10 protein-coding genes are annotated in these 15,136 nt (G+C 50.3%); 6 read left to right on the forward strand and 4 right to left on the reverse strand.

Features of this window, described 5'->3' with window-relative positions:
* Positions 1-86: 86 nt before the first annotated feature.
* A complete protein-coding gene (gene zwf, locus M1D61_RS20140; protein WP_458120341.1) occupies positions 87-1,586 on the reverse strand; it encodes a glucose-6-phosphate dehydrogenase in 1,500 nt (499 codons plus the stop codon).
* A gap of 458 nt (positions 1,587-2,044) precedes the next feature.
* On the opposite strand from zwf, the gene M1D61_RS20145 reads away from it, so the two are divergent.
* Positions 2,045-2,503: a MarR family winged helix-turn-helix transcriptional regulator gene (locus tag M1D61_RS20145; protein WP_458120342.1), complete on the forward strand. Its 459-nt coding sequence runs from the start codon at positions 2,045-2,047 to the stop codon at positions 2,501-2,503.
* Positions 2,504-2,669: 166 nt separating this feature from the next.
* Here the strand turns inward: M1D61_RS20145 and M1D61_RS20150 are convergent, their stop codons facing one another.
* Positions 2,670-3,185 (reverse strand): hypothetical protein, encoded by a 516-nt coding sequence (locus tag M1D61_RS20150; protein WP_458120343.1) that lies wholly within the window; start codon positions 3,183-3,185, stop codon positions 2,670-2,672.
* Between the two features lie 166 nt (positions 3,186-3,351).
* Positions 3,352-3,954 (reverse strand): TetR/AcrR family transcriptional regulator, encoded by a 603-nt coding sequence (locus M1D61_RS20155; protein WP_458120344.1) that lies wholly within the window; start codon positions 3,952-3,954, stop codon positions 3,352-3,354.
* 206 nt (positions 3,955-4,160) lie between these two features.
* Between M1D61_RS20155 and M1D61_RS20160 the strand changes: the two genes are divergently transcribed.
* The 3 genes from M1D61_RS20160 to M1D61_RS20170 all read left to right on the forward strand — a co-directional run bounded on the left by M1D61_RS20160 (position 4,161) and on the right by M1D61_RS20170 (position 9,547).
* On the forward strand, positions 4,161-5,462 hold the full coding sequence (locus tag M1D61_RS20160) for an aldehyde dehydrogenase (protein WP_458120345.1): 1,302 nt from the start codon (positions 4,161-4,163) through the stop codon (positions 5,460-5,462).
* Positions 5,463-6,397: 935 nt separating this feature from the next.
* Positions 6,398-8,167: an alpha-glycosidase gene (locus tag M1D61_RS20165; RefSeq protein ID WP_458120346.1), complete on the forward strand. Its 1,770-nt coding sequence runs from the start codon at positions 6,398-6,400 to the stop codon at positions 8,165-8,167.
* A gap of 438 nt (positions 8,168-8,605) precedes the next feature.
* Positions 8,606-9,547 carry a cation diffusion facilitator family transporter gene (locus M1D61_RS20170; RefSeq protein ID WP_458120347.1) on the forward strand — a complete coding sequence of 314 codons (942 nt, stop codon included), beginning with the start codon at positions 8,606-8,608 and terminating at the stop codon, positions 9,545-9,547.
* Between the two features lie 246 nt (positions 9,548-9,793).
* On the opposite strand, the gene M1D61_RS20175 is transcribed toward M1D61_RS20170, so the two are convergent.
* On the reverse strand, positions 9,794-10,462 hold the full coding sequence (locus M1D61_RS20175; protein WP_046213753.1) for an SGNH/GDSL hydrolase family protein: 669 nt from the start codon (positions 10,460-10,462) through the stop codon (positions 9,794-9,796).
* Positions 10,463-11,009: 547 nt separating this feature from the next.
* Between M1D61_RS20175 and M1D61_RS20180 the strand changes: the two genes are divergently transcribed.
* Both M1D61_RS20180 and M1D61_RS20185 read left to right on the forward strand, forming a co-directional pair.
* The gene (locus M1D61_RS20180; protein WP_458120348.1) at positions 11,010-13,136 is read left to right on the forward strand and encodes a BglG family transcription antiterminator; all 2,127 of its coding nucleotides are present in this window, start codon (positions 11,010-11,012) and stop codon (positions 13,134-13,136) included.
* Entirely contained in the window at positions 13,133-15,115 is a 1,983-nt protein-coding gene (locus tag M1D61_RS20185; protein ID WP_458120349.1) for a PTS mannitol transporter subunit IICBA, read from the forward strand. Before M1D61_RS20180 ends, M1D61_RS20185 begins: the two co-directional genes overlap by 4 nt.
* Positions 15,116-15,136 lie beyond the last annotated feature (21 nt).

Raw genomic sequence — 15,136 nt, forward strand, 5'->3', positions numbered from 1 at the left:
AAAGCATGGAGAATACGCTCTGTCCATCATTAACCAGAGCGTATGCCACTCATTCAATTATATAAGGATCAGGTCGTGATTAACGATTAGCGTACAACGGCGCTTTCTCTGACCGGAGTAACCGCTTTGTCTCCGAGCCAGCGGAATCCCTGTTCAGCCAGCAGTGCGTTGGATGCTTCGGGACCATAAGTGCCGGCTGCATACTCGTGAACCGGCAGGCTGTTGTCTGCAAAAGCTTCCAGCATCGGCTGGATCCACTGCCAGGACAGTTCCACTTCATCCCAGTGAGCGAAGAAAGTAGCGTCGCCGTTCAGGGCGTCACCGATCAGCAGCTCGTAAGCTTCCGGATCGTTGTCGGTACCCATGACGAATTCGGAAGTCATTGGCTCCAGCTGGCCGGTTTTGACATTGCGGCGGTTCAGCTGCAGCATGATTTTCTCTTCGGGATTGATGCTGATGGTCAGCATGTTCGGCTGGCCGTCGCAATCGACGCAGATATCGTTATTTTGCATCGTGTTCTTGAATTCCACGACGATACGGGTGGATTTCTCTTTCATGCGTTTACCGGTACGGATGTAGAACGGTACGCCCTGCCAGGAGAAATCGTCGACCCAGACGCGTGCAGCCACGAATGTGTCCGTGTTGGAACCCAGCGCAATGCCCGGCTCGTCCTGGTAACCCTGTACTTCCTTGCCGTTCATTTCACCGGCAGTATACTGGGCACGTACGAAGTGCTTGTGCGCATCTTCTTTGGTAATCGGACGCAGTGCTTTGGCGATGTACTTTTTGTGTGTACGCACATCGTCAGCCGTATGGCCGCCAGGAAGCGTCATCGCTGTCATCATCAGCACCTGCAGCATATGGTTCTGCACCATATCACGGATCGCTCCGGTATGATCATAGTAACCTGCACGTTCTTCCACGCCTACCACTTCGGAAGCGGTGATCTGTACATTTGCGATGTGGCGGTTATTCCACAGGGACTGAATGACAGGGTTCGCGGAAGTGAACGATTCCATGTTCTGTACCATCGGTTTGCCGAGGTAGTGGTCGATACGGAAAATTTCTTCTTCAGCAAAAGTTCTGCTCAGCTGTTCGTTCAGCTGACGTGCCGAAGCCAGATCATGACCAAACGGCTTCTCGATGATCAGACGTTTCCAGCCTGTTGTATTGCCCAGGCCGCTTGCTTTGATATTATCCGCGATCACTTCAAAGAATTCCGGCGCTACGGACATGTAGAACATGCGGTTTTGCGGGATATTCAGCTCGGTCTCGCGCTGTTCCACCAGCTTCAGCAATTCCTGATAGCCGGCTGTATCATCAACATTCAGAATGTGATAACGGATCGAACGCAGGAATGCGTCCACTGTCTCACGATCTTCCGGTGTATTACGGGAAAATTCCTGTAGAGCCTGTTCCACATAAGTCTGGAAAGTCGCATCATTGAATGATTTGCGTCCCAGGCCAATAATGGAGAATGCTTCAGGCATTTTGCGATCAATAAACAAATTATACAATGCAGGGAAGATTTTGCGTTTTGCCAAATCCCCTGTTGAACCGAACAATACAAATGTCATAGCTTCCATAATGGTTTCTCCTCCAAAATGTACCTCACCCTTTTCTCTATATCGCATGGGTGTAAGTATTCAGACTTAGTTCATGGGTTTACTATACGGTTGATATAGCAACTATATCGGCAAAAAATAAACGAGCGACCCGGTATGTGGACTGGTTTTAGCAAACACAGCTTATATCGAAGCCTCGTCGTGAAGTCAATCTTTCATTGTGTCTCTTTTGTGACAGTCGTTCTTTACAAAATTTACAATAGACCTTGTGTCGAACAATGTCAAGAGTAAAAATGAAAGTTTCACAATGAATATTACTTGTCTGCTAAATTATTTATCGGTAACTTTTGATCGTTTGTGAATAGCTGCGTTGACAGGTACGAATAAAAGTGTTAGTCTAACGTCGATTAAAAGGTTGATATAGCAACTATAATTATGTATGCGATACCAAATACGAAAACATGTAAGGGTGAATACTCATGCCATATGACTTAGAAAAGAGCTATACCGTATTCATTCGTGACGTTCATCTTGCGATTGCCGGATATATTAAAAATAAATTGGCTCCATTCAATCTTGCTCCCGAACAGACTTTTGTACTGATGCTGTTATGGAAAAAAGACGGCCTCACCCAGAATGAGATCGGCGAACGCCTCGGCAAGGACAAAACCAATATTACACGCATGATCTCCAATCTGGAGAGCAAAGGCTTTATCCGCAAGATCACCTGCACCGATGACCGCCGCTGCTTCAAAATCTATCTGACTCCCGAAGGCGCACGGCTGAAACAGGACGTCGCTGTCATTATGAAAGAGATCAGCCTGGATCTGATGGACGGCATCTCGGATGAGGAACTGATTGTGCTGCGCCGACTGCTTAACAAGATTAAGGACAACGCACGGGTCAACGAAACGGACAGTGTCGGCATTTCTGGCTAATTCATAACCGGGGAAGCTTGCCTGAGGATCGGGCAGCTCATTTATTTCGCCATGGGATCAGCTGACTTCTGGAGCTCGTTCCAGAAGTCAGCTGATCTCAAGCATTCTCTCCCAAGCAATGAAGACGCCCTGACGGCGTCTTTTCTTTTTTTGTAAAGTAATGTCCCTAATCAATTGATCCCAATTTCCATTCTCCGCCTTTATCTTTTACAAAATAAAAAGAAAGGGATAATTCACTCTCTTCTTTTGTCTCTTTTGAATGACCCTGAATAGGAACAACGATACGTCCGTATTCTTTGTACGCCGCGAGCACGCTTGTAAACTCCATCGTATTATTCAACAGGTAATCAAAAGCAGTTCCCATATCCCTGCCGATCGCTTGATGAAATTGATCGACATCCCCGGCTGCCATGGCATCTATTGCTGCTTGGAGTTGTGCTTTCATCGCATTATTCACGAGCGGATCGTTGACCTGATCCCACTTGATTTTATCGGTAATTGGCTGGGCTGTTGGCTTCTCCTCTGCACTGTTAGCTTGTTCGGAAGGGGCTGGTACTGTCGGGTTGGTAGCAGCGGCTGGCTCCTGGGACGGACTGGGAGCAGTAGTTTCCTTACTGCAGCCCGCCAAGCAGATGGTCAGCGTTAAAGCTGCAAGAGCAATTGTAATTTTAAGTATGATCAACACATCCTTTCTAAGTTTATGGACGTTGGTTACAGCAAAAAGTATGCATTACGTCTAAGAATTTACATCCTTCAGCTTTTATGTCAACGACAAAGAAGAGAGCACAGCCTGATCAGGTGTGCTCTCCTCGCTTTGCGTACTGCGCTATTTTGGGCGTGCTGCGTTGTTATTCCTCACCTTTGTACGTACGAATAATATGGATCGGTCCGTGGGAGTTGAGCAGGATCATCTGCTCGGTCATTTCTTCGGGGGTATACGGCATGCCGTTTTCCAGCCACCAGTGAATGATGCCTACGTAGGCGGAGCTGATATAGCTGGCGATGACATCCTTGTGCACAGGCAGCTTGTCGTCATCCAGCTCCGCAAACTTCTCTTCATAGAACCGCGCGATATAGCTTTTCATATAAGAGACAAAGTTGAACATCGCCTTGCGCTCGAACATGACCTCGAAAAAGCGCCGGTACCGAATCATATATTCGAAAATCCGGCCGGCGATATAACGCTGCAGCTCATCCACCGACTGGTCAAAAGAACCCGCATCCCTCGCCTCACCGAACAATTCATCCAGCATCTCGTCTGTCACGGTGTACAGCAGATGGTCCTTGGATTCATAATGCAGATAAAAGGTTTTGCGATTCACGGCAGCCAGCTTGGTGATATCCTGAATCGTAATTTTGTCATACGCCTGCTCCTGCATCAGCTGCTTGAGTGCATTATGCAGCGCAGTACGCGTCCGCAGCACCCGCGGATCTTCCCTGTGCTCTTTCATCGCTGCATCCTTTCTGTAACCGGGTATTTCTCTATTTATTCGGCAGTTATGCCTACATTTATTACCCATCTGTGGCATAAACCTCATATTTGGATCATCTGGTTATTGTAACATAACATTTCCTGTCTTATAATCCGATATATTGCGAGTAATCATATGTAAATAAATACAATTGTATCAAACATTTATTGAGGAGCTGACTATTCATGCTTAATGTACAACCACTCGTCCAGCAGCAGCGGACGTTCTTTTATACAGGCCAGACCAAAGACGTAGCTTACCGGATGACTGCCCTGCGGCAGCTGAGACAGGGAATCGAAAATTATCACCAGCGTATTCTGGATGCACTTCGTTCTGACTTGAATAAGTCAGAAGCCGAAGCATACGGTTCGGAGATTCGCATCGTTATGGGCGAGATCGACTTTGCACTGGAGCACCTGGAGCAGTGGGCAGCACCACGTCAGGTTCCAACCGCAGCAGCGCTGCCGGATGCGGTCAGCACCATTTATCCGGAACCGTATGGTGTGGCGCTGATTATCGCACCATGGAACTATCCGTTCCAGCTGGCATTCGGTCCGCTGGTGGGTGCGATTGCAGCAGGTAACTGTGCGGTGCTCAAGCCTTCCGAACTGACTCCTGCCGTATCCAAATTGACCTACGATCTGATCCATGAATTGTTCCCTCAAGAATATATCGCCGTCGTCGAAGGTGAAGTGGAAGCCAGCACTGCTCTGCTCAAAGAGAAATTCGACTATATCTTCTTTACTGGCAGCACCAGCGTCGGCCGCATCGTCATGAGAGCCGCTGCCGAACATCTGACTCCGGTAACGCTGGAACTCGGCGGCAAAAGCCCAAGCATTGTCCATCATGATGCGGATCTGCAGATCACGGCGCAGCGTCTCGTTCGCGGCAAGTTCCTCAATGCCGGTCAGACGTGCGTAGCCCCGGACTATCTGCTGGTCCACAAGGATGTACGTGCCCAGCTGCTGGAACTGATCCAGGCAGAGATCAAGGACAAGCAGGGCGAAGATGTCATGCAAAATCAGGACTTCCCGCATATCGTAAATGCGCGCAACTTTGACCGCCTGTCTACTCTAATGAAAGGCGAAGAAGTGCTGATCGGCGGCCGTTCCGATCGTGATCAACTGCTGATCGAACCGACTCTGCTCGGCGGCATAGACTGGAATTCACCAATCATGCAGGAAGAGATCTTCGGACCGATCCTGCCGGTGATCGAGTATGACGATCTGAACCCACTGCTGGACGAAATCGTGAGCCGTCCAAAACCGCTGGCACTGTATCTGTTCACCCAGGATGAGCAGCTGCAGGAACAGGTATTGAGCACTGTATCCTTCGGCGGTGGCTGTATCAATGACACGCTGTCCCACATGACTTCGCATTATCTGCCATTTGGCGGTGTGGGTGAAAGTGGCATGGGCTCGTATCATGGGCAGCAGAGTTTTGAAGTGTTTTCTCATCTGAAAAGTGTGATGAAGCGCAATTCCTGAGTGGTTGAGCATTTGGAGCAGCCTACGGAGCAGAGGCATCATTTGCGATGAAAAGCTGGGGCGTTAGGGCGCTTGGCAGTAGTCGCTTTGAAAAGATGGATTGCTCGGCAGCATCCGCTCCGAAAAGAGATAGGGGCACGTCCTCCGGTGGAGCCTGGAAATTATGGAAGAGGTCAAAGGTCAATTTCCAGGCTCCAAGGTCGTCCTTTGCCCCTATTCCCTTTTCTCCGCTTGGTGCTGATGCATCTTTTGGTCACTTTTGCCTTCTGCGGAATGTAAATGCAAGTAGATCTAAACTGCAACTGAAGAATAAGCTTAATAGACGGGCCGGGGCATGTCATGCTCTGGCCTGTTTTTTTACATATATTGCAGTTTTGGAATCTCGTCATATCAATGCAAATAACAAGACGGTCAAAGACTCGCATTCAGAAACTTTTCTCGTTTTTATGGACATCTATTAGGATCGTCCGAGGAATATCTGTATCTTGATCCAGAGCTGTTTACGGCCGACACGGTATGCGGCCATTATCAGGGCGTGACTGATCAGGTGTATATGTCGGAGACGCCGGGTGAGTATCGGACAGTGCTGGTGCCTCATGGTTCGTGCTCTCCAGAGTGGCTGGAGTAATTGTCCATATCCAAAAAGGAGAATCTTGCCTAGGGTTAGATCAGGTGGATTCTCCTTTTGGTTTGTACCTATTTATCTGTGTATGGATTGATCAGTGGTCTGCCTACAGCAGGCTCATTTCTTAAAGAAATAAAGATCTTCGTTACATTAATCCTCAAACCTTATGCGGTACAATAAAACAGCTCTTTCGCAGCCTGCTCACGATTTGGATAACAGCCATTAAAAGAAGTGGCATATTCTGGTTCCACTCTACCCTTTCGGGGTAAAAATCGTTAGCCTTTACATAACAAACACAGGAGGAACATGCATGCTGATCGAAGCCGTCTATCACCGTCCAAAACTGAACTGGGGTTATCCGTACGACCGCGAGACCATCCATCTGCGTCTGCGCACCAAAAAGCAGGATGTCAAGCAGGCCTGGGCACTCGCAGGCGACAAGTACATGTGGGAAAAGTCCAAAGAACTCGTACCGATGAGCATCTTTGCGACCGATGATCTGTTCGATTACTGGGAATGCGCCGTCAAGCCGCCGTATCGCCGTCTCAAATATGGATTTAAGCTGGCGGATGACCAGGAAGAGATCTGGATGGACGAAGACAAGTTCGGTGCGGAAGAGCCGCAGATGGACCGTCTGTTCGATATTCCGTTTATCAACCCGGTCGATGTGTTCACCACGCCGGATTGGGTAAAAGATGCTGTGTTTTATCAGATTTTCCCGGAACGGTTCGCCAATGGCGACACCTCCAACGATCCGGAAGGCACGCTGCCATGGGGCGGCAAGCCGGAGTGGAACAATTTCTTTGGCGGTGATCTGCAGGGCATTATCGATCATCTGGATCATCTGACCGAGCTGGGCGTGAACGCGATCTACCTGTGCCCTATTTTCAAAGCAACGACCAACCACAAATACGACACGGAAGATTATATGAAGATCGACCCGAGCTTTGGCGACGAGGAAACGCTCAAAAAGCTCGTCAACACCTGCCACAGCAAAGGCATTCGCGTCATGTTCGATGCGGTATTCAACCATTCCGGCAAAACGTTCGCTCCCTTCGTCGATGTACAGGAAAAAGGCGAACAGTCCAAATACAAAGACTGGTTCCATGTGCGCAAATTCCCGCTGGCGGTGGAAGACGGCATCCCGACATATGACACCTTTGACTTTGAGCCGCTCATGCCTAAGCTGAATACCGAGAATCCCGAGGTCAAAGAATATCTGCTCGGCGTAGCCCGTTACTGGGCGGAAGAGTACGGTATCGACGGATGGCGCCTCGACGTAGCGGACGAGGTGGATCACCAGTTCTGGCGCGAATTCCGGCTGACCCTGAAAAACATCAATCCGGATATTTATATCCTCGGCGAGATCTGGCACGAATCGATTCCATGGCTGCAGGGCGACCAGTTCGACTCGGTCATGAACTATCCTTTCAAAAATGCCGTAACGGATTTCTTCATTAAAGATGTAACCGACGCCCAGACGTTCTCGCATGCGATCGGCAACCAGATGTCTCGTTATCCTCGTCAGGTGGCGGAAGTGGCCTTTAACCTGATCGACAGTCATGATACCCCGCGCGCACTGACGGTAGCAGGCGGAGACAAGAACCGCCTCAAGCTGGCCGCGCTGTTCCAGATGACCTTTACCGGTGCCCCTTGTATCTATTATGGAGATGAGATCGGCATGGAAGGCGAGGGCGATCCGGACTGCCGCCGCTGTATGGTCTGGGAGGAAGAAGAACAGGATCGTGAACTGTTTGCCTACTACCAGCAGATTATCGGAATGCGCAAGCAGTACTCTGCACTGCGCCAGGGTACTTTCCGCTTCCTTCATTCCCGCAAGGGCAGCAATGAACTGGTCTATGAGCGCTACGATGACCAAGAAAAATTCATCATTGCCATGAACAGCTCCAGCGAGCCGATCGATATCGAGATTGATATCAAAGGCACAAAATGGGAAGATGTGCTGAAAAATCGGGAACTGCAGCTGGAAGGCGGCCTGCTGAAATGCCAGCTGCCAGCCTACGGTTACCAGGTACTGCGCTGTCTGGACGAGGACAAGCAGCCGCAGCAGACCGGCTGAGTACAAAGTTTACTAATTGCTAATCCCTAACATCCGGCAGATCAGATAAGTACAGTAATCCTAGGCGCTAAAGCCGTATGATTATCAGGACACTGAAGCAGCAATCGTAGCCTAATTTACGTACTGTACCTATACTGCAAAGCGCCTCTCTGTCTGAAGACGAGGCGCTTTTCCTGCGTCATGATTCGGTTTGGAAAATGGCTTGGTTAATAGGCACAATTATGCTATATTAATACTTCGTGTCATTTGGAATGGCACTGTTTTGCTGTGTCGGCAGCCTGGCTCTCTGTACCTGAATCGCCTGGAGCTGTCAGCTCGCAGCCTACCGATTATATTCAAATTATTTCGTTTACATAATAAAGAAGCTTATTATGTGATCCTTATGCTCATACGCCGGCGCAACTTCCGGCAGTATATATATTGCAGGAGGCCATACTAATGAATAGAACCCTTAATTCATCCATGCTCGCAGCCTGGGCCAGTCTGGTCAGTAACGTCATACTGACACTGCTCAAGCTGATCGTCGGCGTACTGTTCAACAGTCAGGTACTGATCGCGGACGGCATCCATAACGCCGGCGATGTGATCGCTTCGGCAACCGCTCTCGGTTCCATGCGCATCTCGTCCATGCCGCCGGATGAAGATCATCCGTATGGCCACGGCAAGGCTGAGGTCGTCGGTGCCAGCGTCGTCGCCGCTATCCTGCTAATCGCTGCGCTGTATATCGGCTATCATTCCTTTATGCTGCTGTTCGAGCCGCCTGCCCAGCCGCATATTATCGCACTGTTCGCGGCGATTATCTCGCTGATCTGGAAAATGGTGCTGTATGTATACACAATGCGTATCGGACGCGAAGCCAACAGCAAAGGGCTGATCGCGACCGCCCAGGATCATCTGGCCGATGTATACGCCTCGGCAGCCGCCTGTGCCGGTATCGGTCTTGGGCTGATCGGTGAAGCGTACGGCTGGTCCCTGCTCTCCTATGGCGATCCGCTCGCCGGAATCATCGTCGCCCTGCTGATCCTCAAGCTGGCGTATGAGACCGGACGCGATTCCATTGATATCCTGATGGAAAAGGCTGTTCATCCGGAGAAGCTCGAAGCGTATGCCACCGTACTCCAGAATATGCCGGAGGTCAAACGAATCGACCGCATCCGCGCCCGGGAACATGGCCAGTATATCGTCGTCGATGTCCGTATCGGTGTCGATGCCACACTGACCATCCAGCAGGGACATGATATCTCCCGGATGATGAAGAAAAATATTATGACTGCCGATACACAGGTCACCGAAGTGCTTGTCCATTTGAACCCATGGTATGCCGGTGAAGAGCAGGAGCACGAAGTGACAGTGGAATTCGATTCACGAAAGCCGCTATAGCGGACTTCCAGAATGAGGTGGATGGTTGCTCCGTTTCATTATGCACGCCAGACAAAACCACCCTCACAGCCAGTATGCACACACGAAATGGATCTGTTTGCTGCACTTTCCTATAAAAAACTCCCGTTATCCTAATGTATTCTACTGGATAACGGGAGTTTTCATTTTCCATTCCGCTGCTTTTACTTTGCCAATTCATGCGCTGCCGATAGACAGTTCAGAGCCCGATTAACCGCCTCGTTTCCCTTAGTTTATTCGTACCGGACTGTTCTGTACAACTTCCAGCCAGCGCTTGGCAAGCAGGCCGTGTCCTGCTGTAGTCGGGTGGATGCCATCCCAGATCCAGTAGGGTGCCGGTGCGATCTTGCAGGCAGCGTCAAACGCATCCTGCAGCGGTACGAAGACCGCACCGAATTCATCCGCCAATCGGCGTACGATGGCGGCACAATCATTTGCTGCCGCTCGCCATCCCGCCCAGTCGGCATCCGTATGTCCACCCGGCAGGATAAACGGTTCGCAAAGTATCAGCCGTACATCTGGCAGTTCCTGACGGGTCCGCTGCAGCAGACGACGATAGCCACTTTCATAATTCTGCCGATCAAAGCCTGCCGGTGTTCGGGCTGACATTAGAATATCGTTGACCCCTATCAAAATACTGATTGTATCCGGTCCCAGCCCAAGCGTATCCTCATGCCAGCGGGCTTCCAGATCAGAGACACGATTGCCGCTGATCCCTCTATTGATGAATTCCGGCTGCGATTCAGCCAGCGAAGCTCCCAGCTCGGCGGCGATCCAGAATGCATAGCCATGTCCCAGAATATGATTGGGGTCATCATCACGCCCCCGGTTGCCATCAGTGATTGAATCGCCCTGAAACAGAATTCTTCGCCTGCTATGTATCTGATTTTGCTTCATTTCCAATCTCTCCTTTGCCGGGTAGTTGTGGTCATGCTGCCATATCGTGTATCGTCTCGCTTCATCTACTATATTCGGGACAACCCGGTATTCTCCTATCCGCTGCTCCTGTCTGATTGGGCTGTATATTTATATCGCTTACTCTTTCATAATATGTTTAGACAAGTTTTGTTCCGGTTTAATGGATGAAGTAATTAATAATCTGCATAACAGCCGAACTCTGTAGATATAGAGGTTCACCGCATTTCCTCCTGTCACTATTTGTCGCAAATTACTAATCAATAATGATCTGTACGAACTATATTCACAGCGCTGCGTATACCTCCTCATATGTTCAACAAAAGGGACATTTCCCAGCTTGCCGCGTACCCATTTCTGCTCTTTCTTTACCTTTGTCCCTTATGAATAAAGGACAAATCATGGCATCTTTCAATTGATCTCCCATCCTCGGAAGCTTAAACTTTTAAGTATCAGAACTAGTTCTATTTTCTTACACTGCTTTCATGATATCGTTTTCAGTCGGAATTTGGAGAGGAGGTTGTCGATTTTGGAGAAGCTGACCGCACGGCTCACGATGATGCTGCAATTCCTGGTCGGTTCTCATGGAGAGTATATTACGATCCGTGACCTGTCAGATCATCTGGATGTGAGTGAGAAAACGGTCAAGCGTGAACTGCCTGCCGCCGAAGAGTGGCTGCGCAAACACAAGCTGAAGCTGCTTCGCAAACCGGGAACCGGACTTGCGCTGGAAGGCAGTGAATCCGACTTTGCCAGTACACAGCGTGAACTGGAAGAACAGACACCCCGGAAAGACTACACCCGCGAAGAACGGCACTACTTCATTATCAGCGAACTTCTCCTTTCCAAAGAGCCGATTAAACTATATGCGTTTGCCTCCCAGTTCAAAGTTACGGAAGGCACACTGAGTAACGATCTGGACCGGATTGAACATTGGCTGTCTTCCTTTGGCATTACGCTGGTCCGCAAGCCCGGGCTGGGCGTATACGTCGAAGGCACCGAGAGTCATATCCGCTCTGCACTGGTTCACCTGCTATATGAGAGTGTGGATGAATACCAGCTCACTCATCTGGTGCGCGATCCGCTCGCGGCCGATGAAGAGACCGGGCGTGTCCAGTTCCATATTCGCAATCGGCTGCTGAATCTGGTCGATGACGGCATGATGAATCAGCTGCAGCAGTATCTCAGCGATCTGGAGCGGGATACCCATATCAAGCTAACCGACAGCGCCTACATCGGTCTGACCGTACATCTGGCACTGGCGATTGAACGCATCCGGCGCGGGCAGCGCATCACGATTGCTCCGCACATCCTGGATGAACTCAAGCAGCTCAGTGAATTCCAGACGGCGCGCAAGCTGGCCCAGCGTCTGGAGCAATCTTTTGACATCTCGATTCCGGAAGATGAGCTGGGGTACATTACCATGCATCTCAAAGGAGCCGAGACCCGGCTGAGTGCGGAGTCCGATCCATACTACGAACATGTTAGCTTCGAACTGGTGAAGCTGGCGCGGGATATTCTCAAAATGGCAGAAGCCGAGACCGGCTTTGAACTCAAGGGCAACAGCAAGCTGTTCGCCGGGTTCATCAATCATCTGGGACCGGCGATTGAGCGGCTGCGACTGGGGCTGGATATTCGCAACCCGCTGCTTACGCAGATTAAGGAGCAGTACGGGCCAACCTTTGAGATTGCCCGCAAATGCTCACGGCTGCTCGGTGAATTCACTCACCGGGAAGTACCGGAGGCAGAGATCGGCTATCTGGCGATGCATATCGGCGCCATGTCCGAATACGCAGCCGCCCAGCGCAAACCGGTCAAGGCGATCATCGCCTGTGCAAGCGGTCTCGGAACGTCCAGTCTGCTCTCAATTCGGGTCAAGCGGGAATTCCCGTCACTGCAAATTATCGATGTGGTCTCTTCCTCGGAAGCGATCCGGATGGAGAACCGTGCCGATATCATTATCTCCACGGTAGAGGTGGATAGTCACATTCCGACGGTCCGTGTCTCTCCCCTGCTCTCGCCGGAAGATATCCGCGATATCCGTACTGCCGTCTCCCAGCTGGAAGTAACCGGGGATCATCCCCCGATCGACCAGCCTGCTGCCGATCCGGCAACACGCCTGACCGACACACTCGGCAATCATAAGGAAACGCTCACCGGCATGCTCGATCTAACGAACGGACTAGTGATCAAGGACCGGTTCGCTGTCTCCTCGGTCCCCGACCTGATCCACCGGATCGCCGGCATGTTCACTGCTTCAGCAGAACGCTCCGGTATTCTGGAGCAGGAGCTGCATGAGCGTGAGCGCATGGGGGAGACGGTACTGTCACAGGATGGACTGATCCTGCTGCACTGCCGTTCCAGTGTCGTGAACAAGCTTTTCCTCGGCATTATTCGATTCAGCGAGCCGATCCAGGCAGCGACGAGTCCCGTCGACCTGTATGCTGCCATCGTGCTGCTCGCCCCGAGGGACAGCAGCAAAGCCTATCTCGAAGCCGTAAATGAAGTCAGCAAATCACTGATCGACCGCCCCGGCTTTGTTACACGGCTGGTATCCGATCCTCCTGCCGGACTGCAGGCAGAGATCTCCAGCATGATGAAAGATCTGTACACACGCAAAATTGAACAATATATGATGGAGGTCGAACAATTATGAGCACAGTAGATACATCTGCTCGCGAAAAGAAAAGCGCCAGAGACCGCGTCCAGGCATTCGGACGCTTCCTGAGCGCCATGATTATGCCTAATATCGGCGCATTTATCGCCTGGGGTCTGTTGACTGCCCTGTTTATTCCAACAGGACGTATGCCAAACGTAGACCTCGCCAAACTGGTTGATCCAATGATCAAATTTTTGCTGCCTCTATTAATTGCTTATTCAGGCGGTAAAGTAGTCCACGGACATCGTGGTGGCGTACTTGGTGCCATTGCAGCAATGGGCGTTATTGTCGGTGCCGAGATTCCAATGTTTATCGGAGCCATGATCATGGGTCCTCTGGGTGGTTGGATTATCAAACAATTCGACAAATTGGTAGAAGGCAAAATCAAATCCGGTTTTGAAATGCTCGTTAATAACTTCTCTGCCGGTATCATCGGTATGTTCCTGGCTATAGCCGGATATTACGGAATTGGTCCACTCGTTGTCGGGTTTACTAATCTTTTGGAAGCTGGCGTTAACTTCCTAATTAACCACGGCTTATTGCCACTTGTTTCTATCTTTATTGAACCTGGTAAAATCTTATTCCTTAACAATGCAATTAACCATGGTATCTTCACTCCACTGGGTACGCAAGATGCATTGGAACATGGTAAATCCATCTTCTATCTGCTGGAAGCCAATCCGGGTCCTGGTCTTGGTCTTCTGCTTGCATACTGGGTCTTTGGTAAAGGTTCCATTAAAGGTTCTGCACCAGGTGCAATCATCATTCAATTTTTCGGGGGTATTCACGAAATCTACTTCCCTTACGTATTGATGAGACCGATTCTGTTCCTGGCTGTTATCCTCGGTGGTATGGCAGGTGTGTTTACCAACGTATTATTGGGTTCCGGCTTAACCGGTGCCGCTTCTCCGGGTAGTATTATTGCGATTATGGCACTGGCTCCACAAGGCGGCGAACTCCATGTAATTGCTGGTATCGCTGCAGCTACAATCGTTTCATTCCTGGTGTCTGCCCTCTTCCTGCGCAAAGCTTCCGTTGGCGATGAGGATCTGGAAAAAGCACAATCCGCTTCCAAAAACATGAAAACTGGCGGGAATGCTTCCGGTCCGGCACTGACAACAGCTGCTGATCTGCAAACCGGTGAAGTTCGCAAAATCGTATTTGCCTGTGATGCAGGTATGGGTTCCAGTGCAATGGGTGCTTCATCTTTCCGCAAAAAAGTACAGCAGGCTGGTCTGCCGATTCAGGTCACCAACTCTGCGGTTGATGCCATCCCTGGGGATGCCGATATCGTCGTGACCCAGCAGAACCTGACCAGCCGTGCACGCGGCAAAGCGCCAAATGCACAACATGTATCGATCGACAACTTTATCAACAACCCGATCTATGATGAAATGATCAACAAGCTGAAAGACACAGCAGCAGGCAATGCCAAATCTTCCATTCCGGATGAAGCTGCCGGCGTCAAACGTGAAGTCAGCGAAGTACTCAGTCACAACGCTCCACACGTGGTAGAAGATACAAAGGATAGCACTTCCGCTCCAGCTCAAGGTTCCGGTGTACTGCGCAAGGAAAATATCGTACTCGGCCTGGCCAGCGAACCCAAAGAAGATGCGATCCGCAGAGCCGGTGAACTGCTGGCAAGCTCCGGTTATGTCAAACCGGACTATGTAACAGCCATGCATGAGCGCGAGAAAGTCGCTACCACTTACATTGGTAACGGCGTAGCCATTCCTCACGGTGTCGGCGAAGCGAAAAAGCAAATTCAGACTTCCGGTATCGTCGTTCTGCAATATCCGCAGGGCGTAGAGTTTGAAGGCGGCAAAGCGTATCTCGTTATCGGTATTGCCGGTGCAGGCGGCGAACATCTGCAGATCCTGACCAAGATTGCGGAAGCGATCGAAGACGAGTCTGTCGTTCACCATCTGGCTCAGGTTACAGATGCCAATGAAATCTACCGCACATTCTCTATCTAATATTGAATAGCAAATTTCTCA

It is taken from the genome of Paenibacillus sp. Z6-24 (assembly GCF_054161335.1).

Excerpts from the sequence above, each read along its gene's own strand:
- zwf (WP_458120341.1), bottom strand. The coding sequence starts at position 1,586 with ATGGAAGCTATGACATTTGTATTGTTCGGTTCAACAGGGGATTTGGCA.
- M1D61_RS20145 (WP_458120342.1), top strand. The coding sequence starts at position 2,045 with ATGCCATATGACTTAGAAAAGAGCTATACCGTATTCATTCGTGACGTT.
- M1D61_RS20155 (WP_458120344.1), bottom strand. The coding sequence starts at position 3,954 with ATGAAAGAGCACAGGGAAGATCCGCGGGTGCTGCGGACGCGTACTGCG.
- M1D61_RS20160 (WP_458120345.1), top strand. The coding sequence starts at position 4,161 with ATGCTTAATGTACAACCACTCGTCCAGCAGCAGCGGACGTTCTTTTAT.
- M1D61_RS20165 (WP_458120346.1), top strand. The coding sequence starts at position 6,398 with ATGCTGATCGAAGCCGTCTATCACCGTCCAAAACTGAACTGGGGTTAT.
- M1D61_RS20170 (WP_458120347.1), top strand. The coding sequence starts at position 8,606 with ATGAATAGAACCCTTAATTCATCCATGCTCGCAGCCTGGGCCAGTCTG.
- M1D61_RS20175 (WP_046213753.1), bottom strand. The coding sequence starts at position 10,462 with ATGAAGCAAAATCAGATACATAGCAGGCGAAGAATTCTGTTTCAGGGC.
- M1D61_RS20185 (WP_458120349.1), top strand. The coding sequence starts at position 13,133 with ATGAGCACAGTAGATACATCTGCTCGCGAAAAGAAAAGCGCCAGAGAC.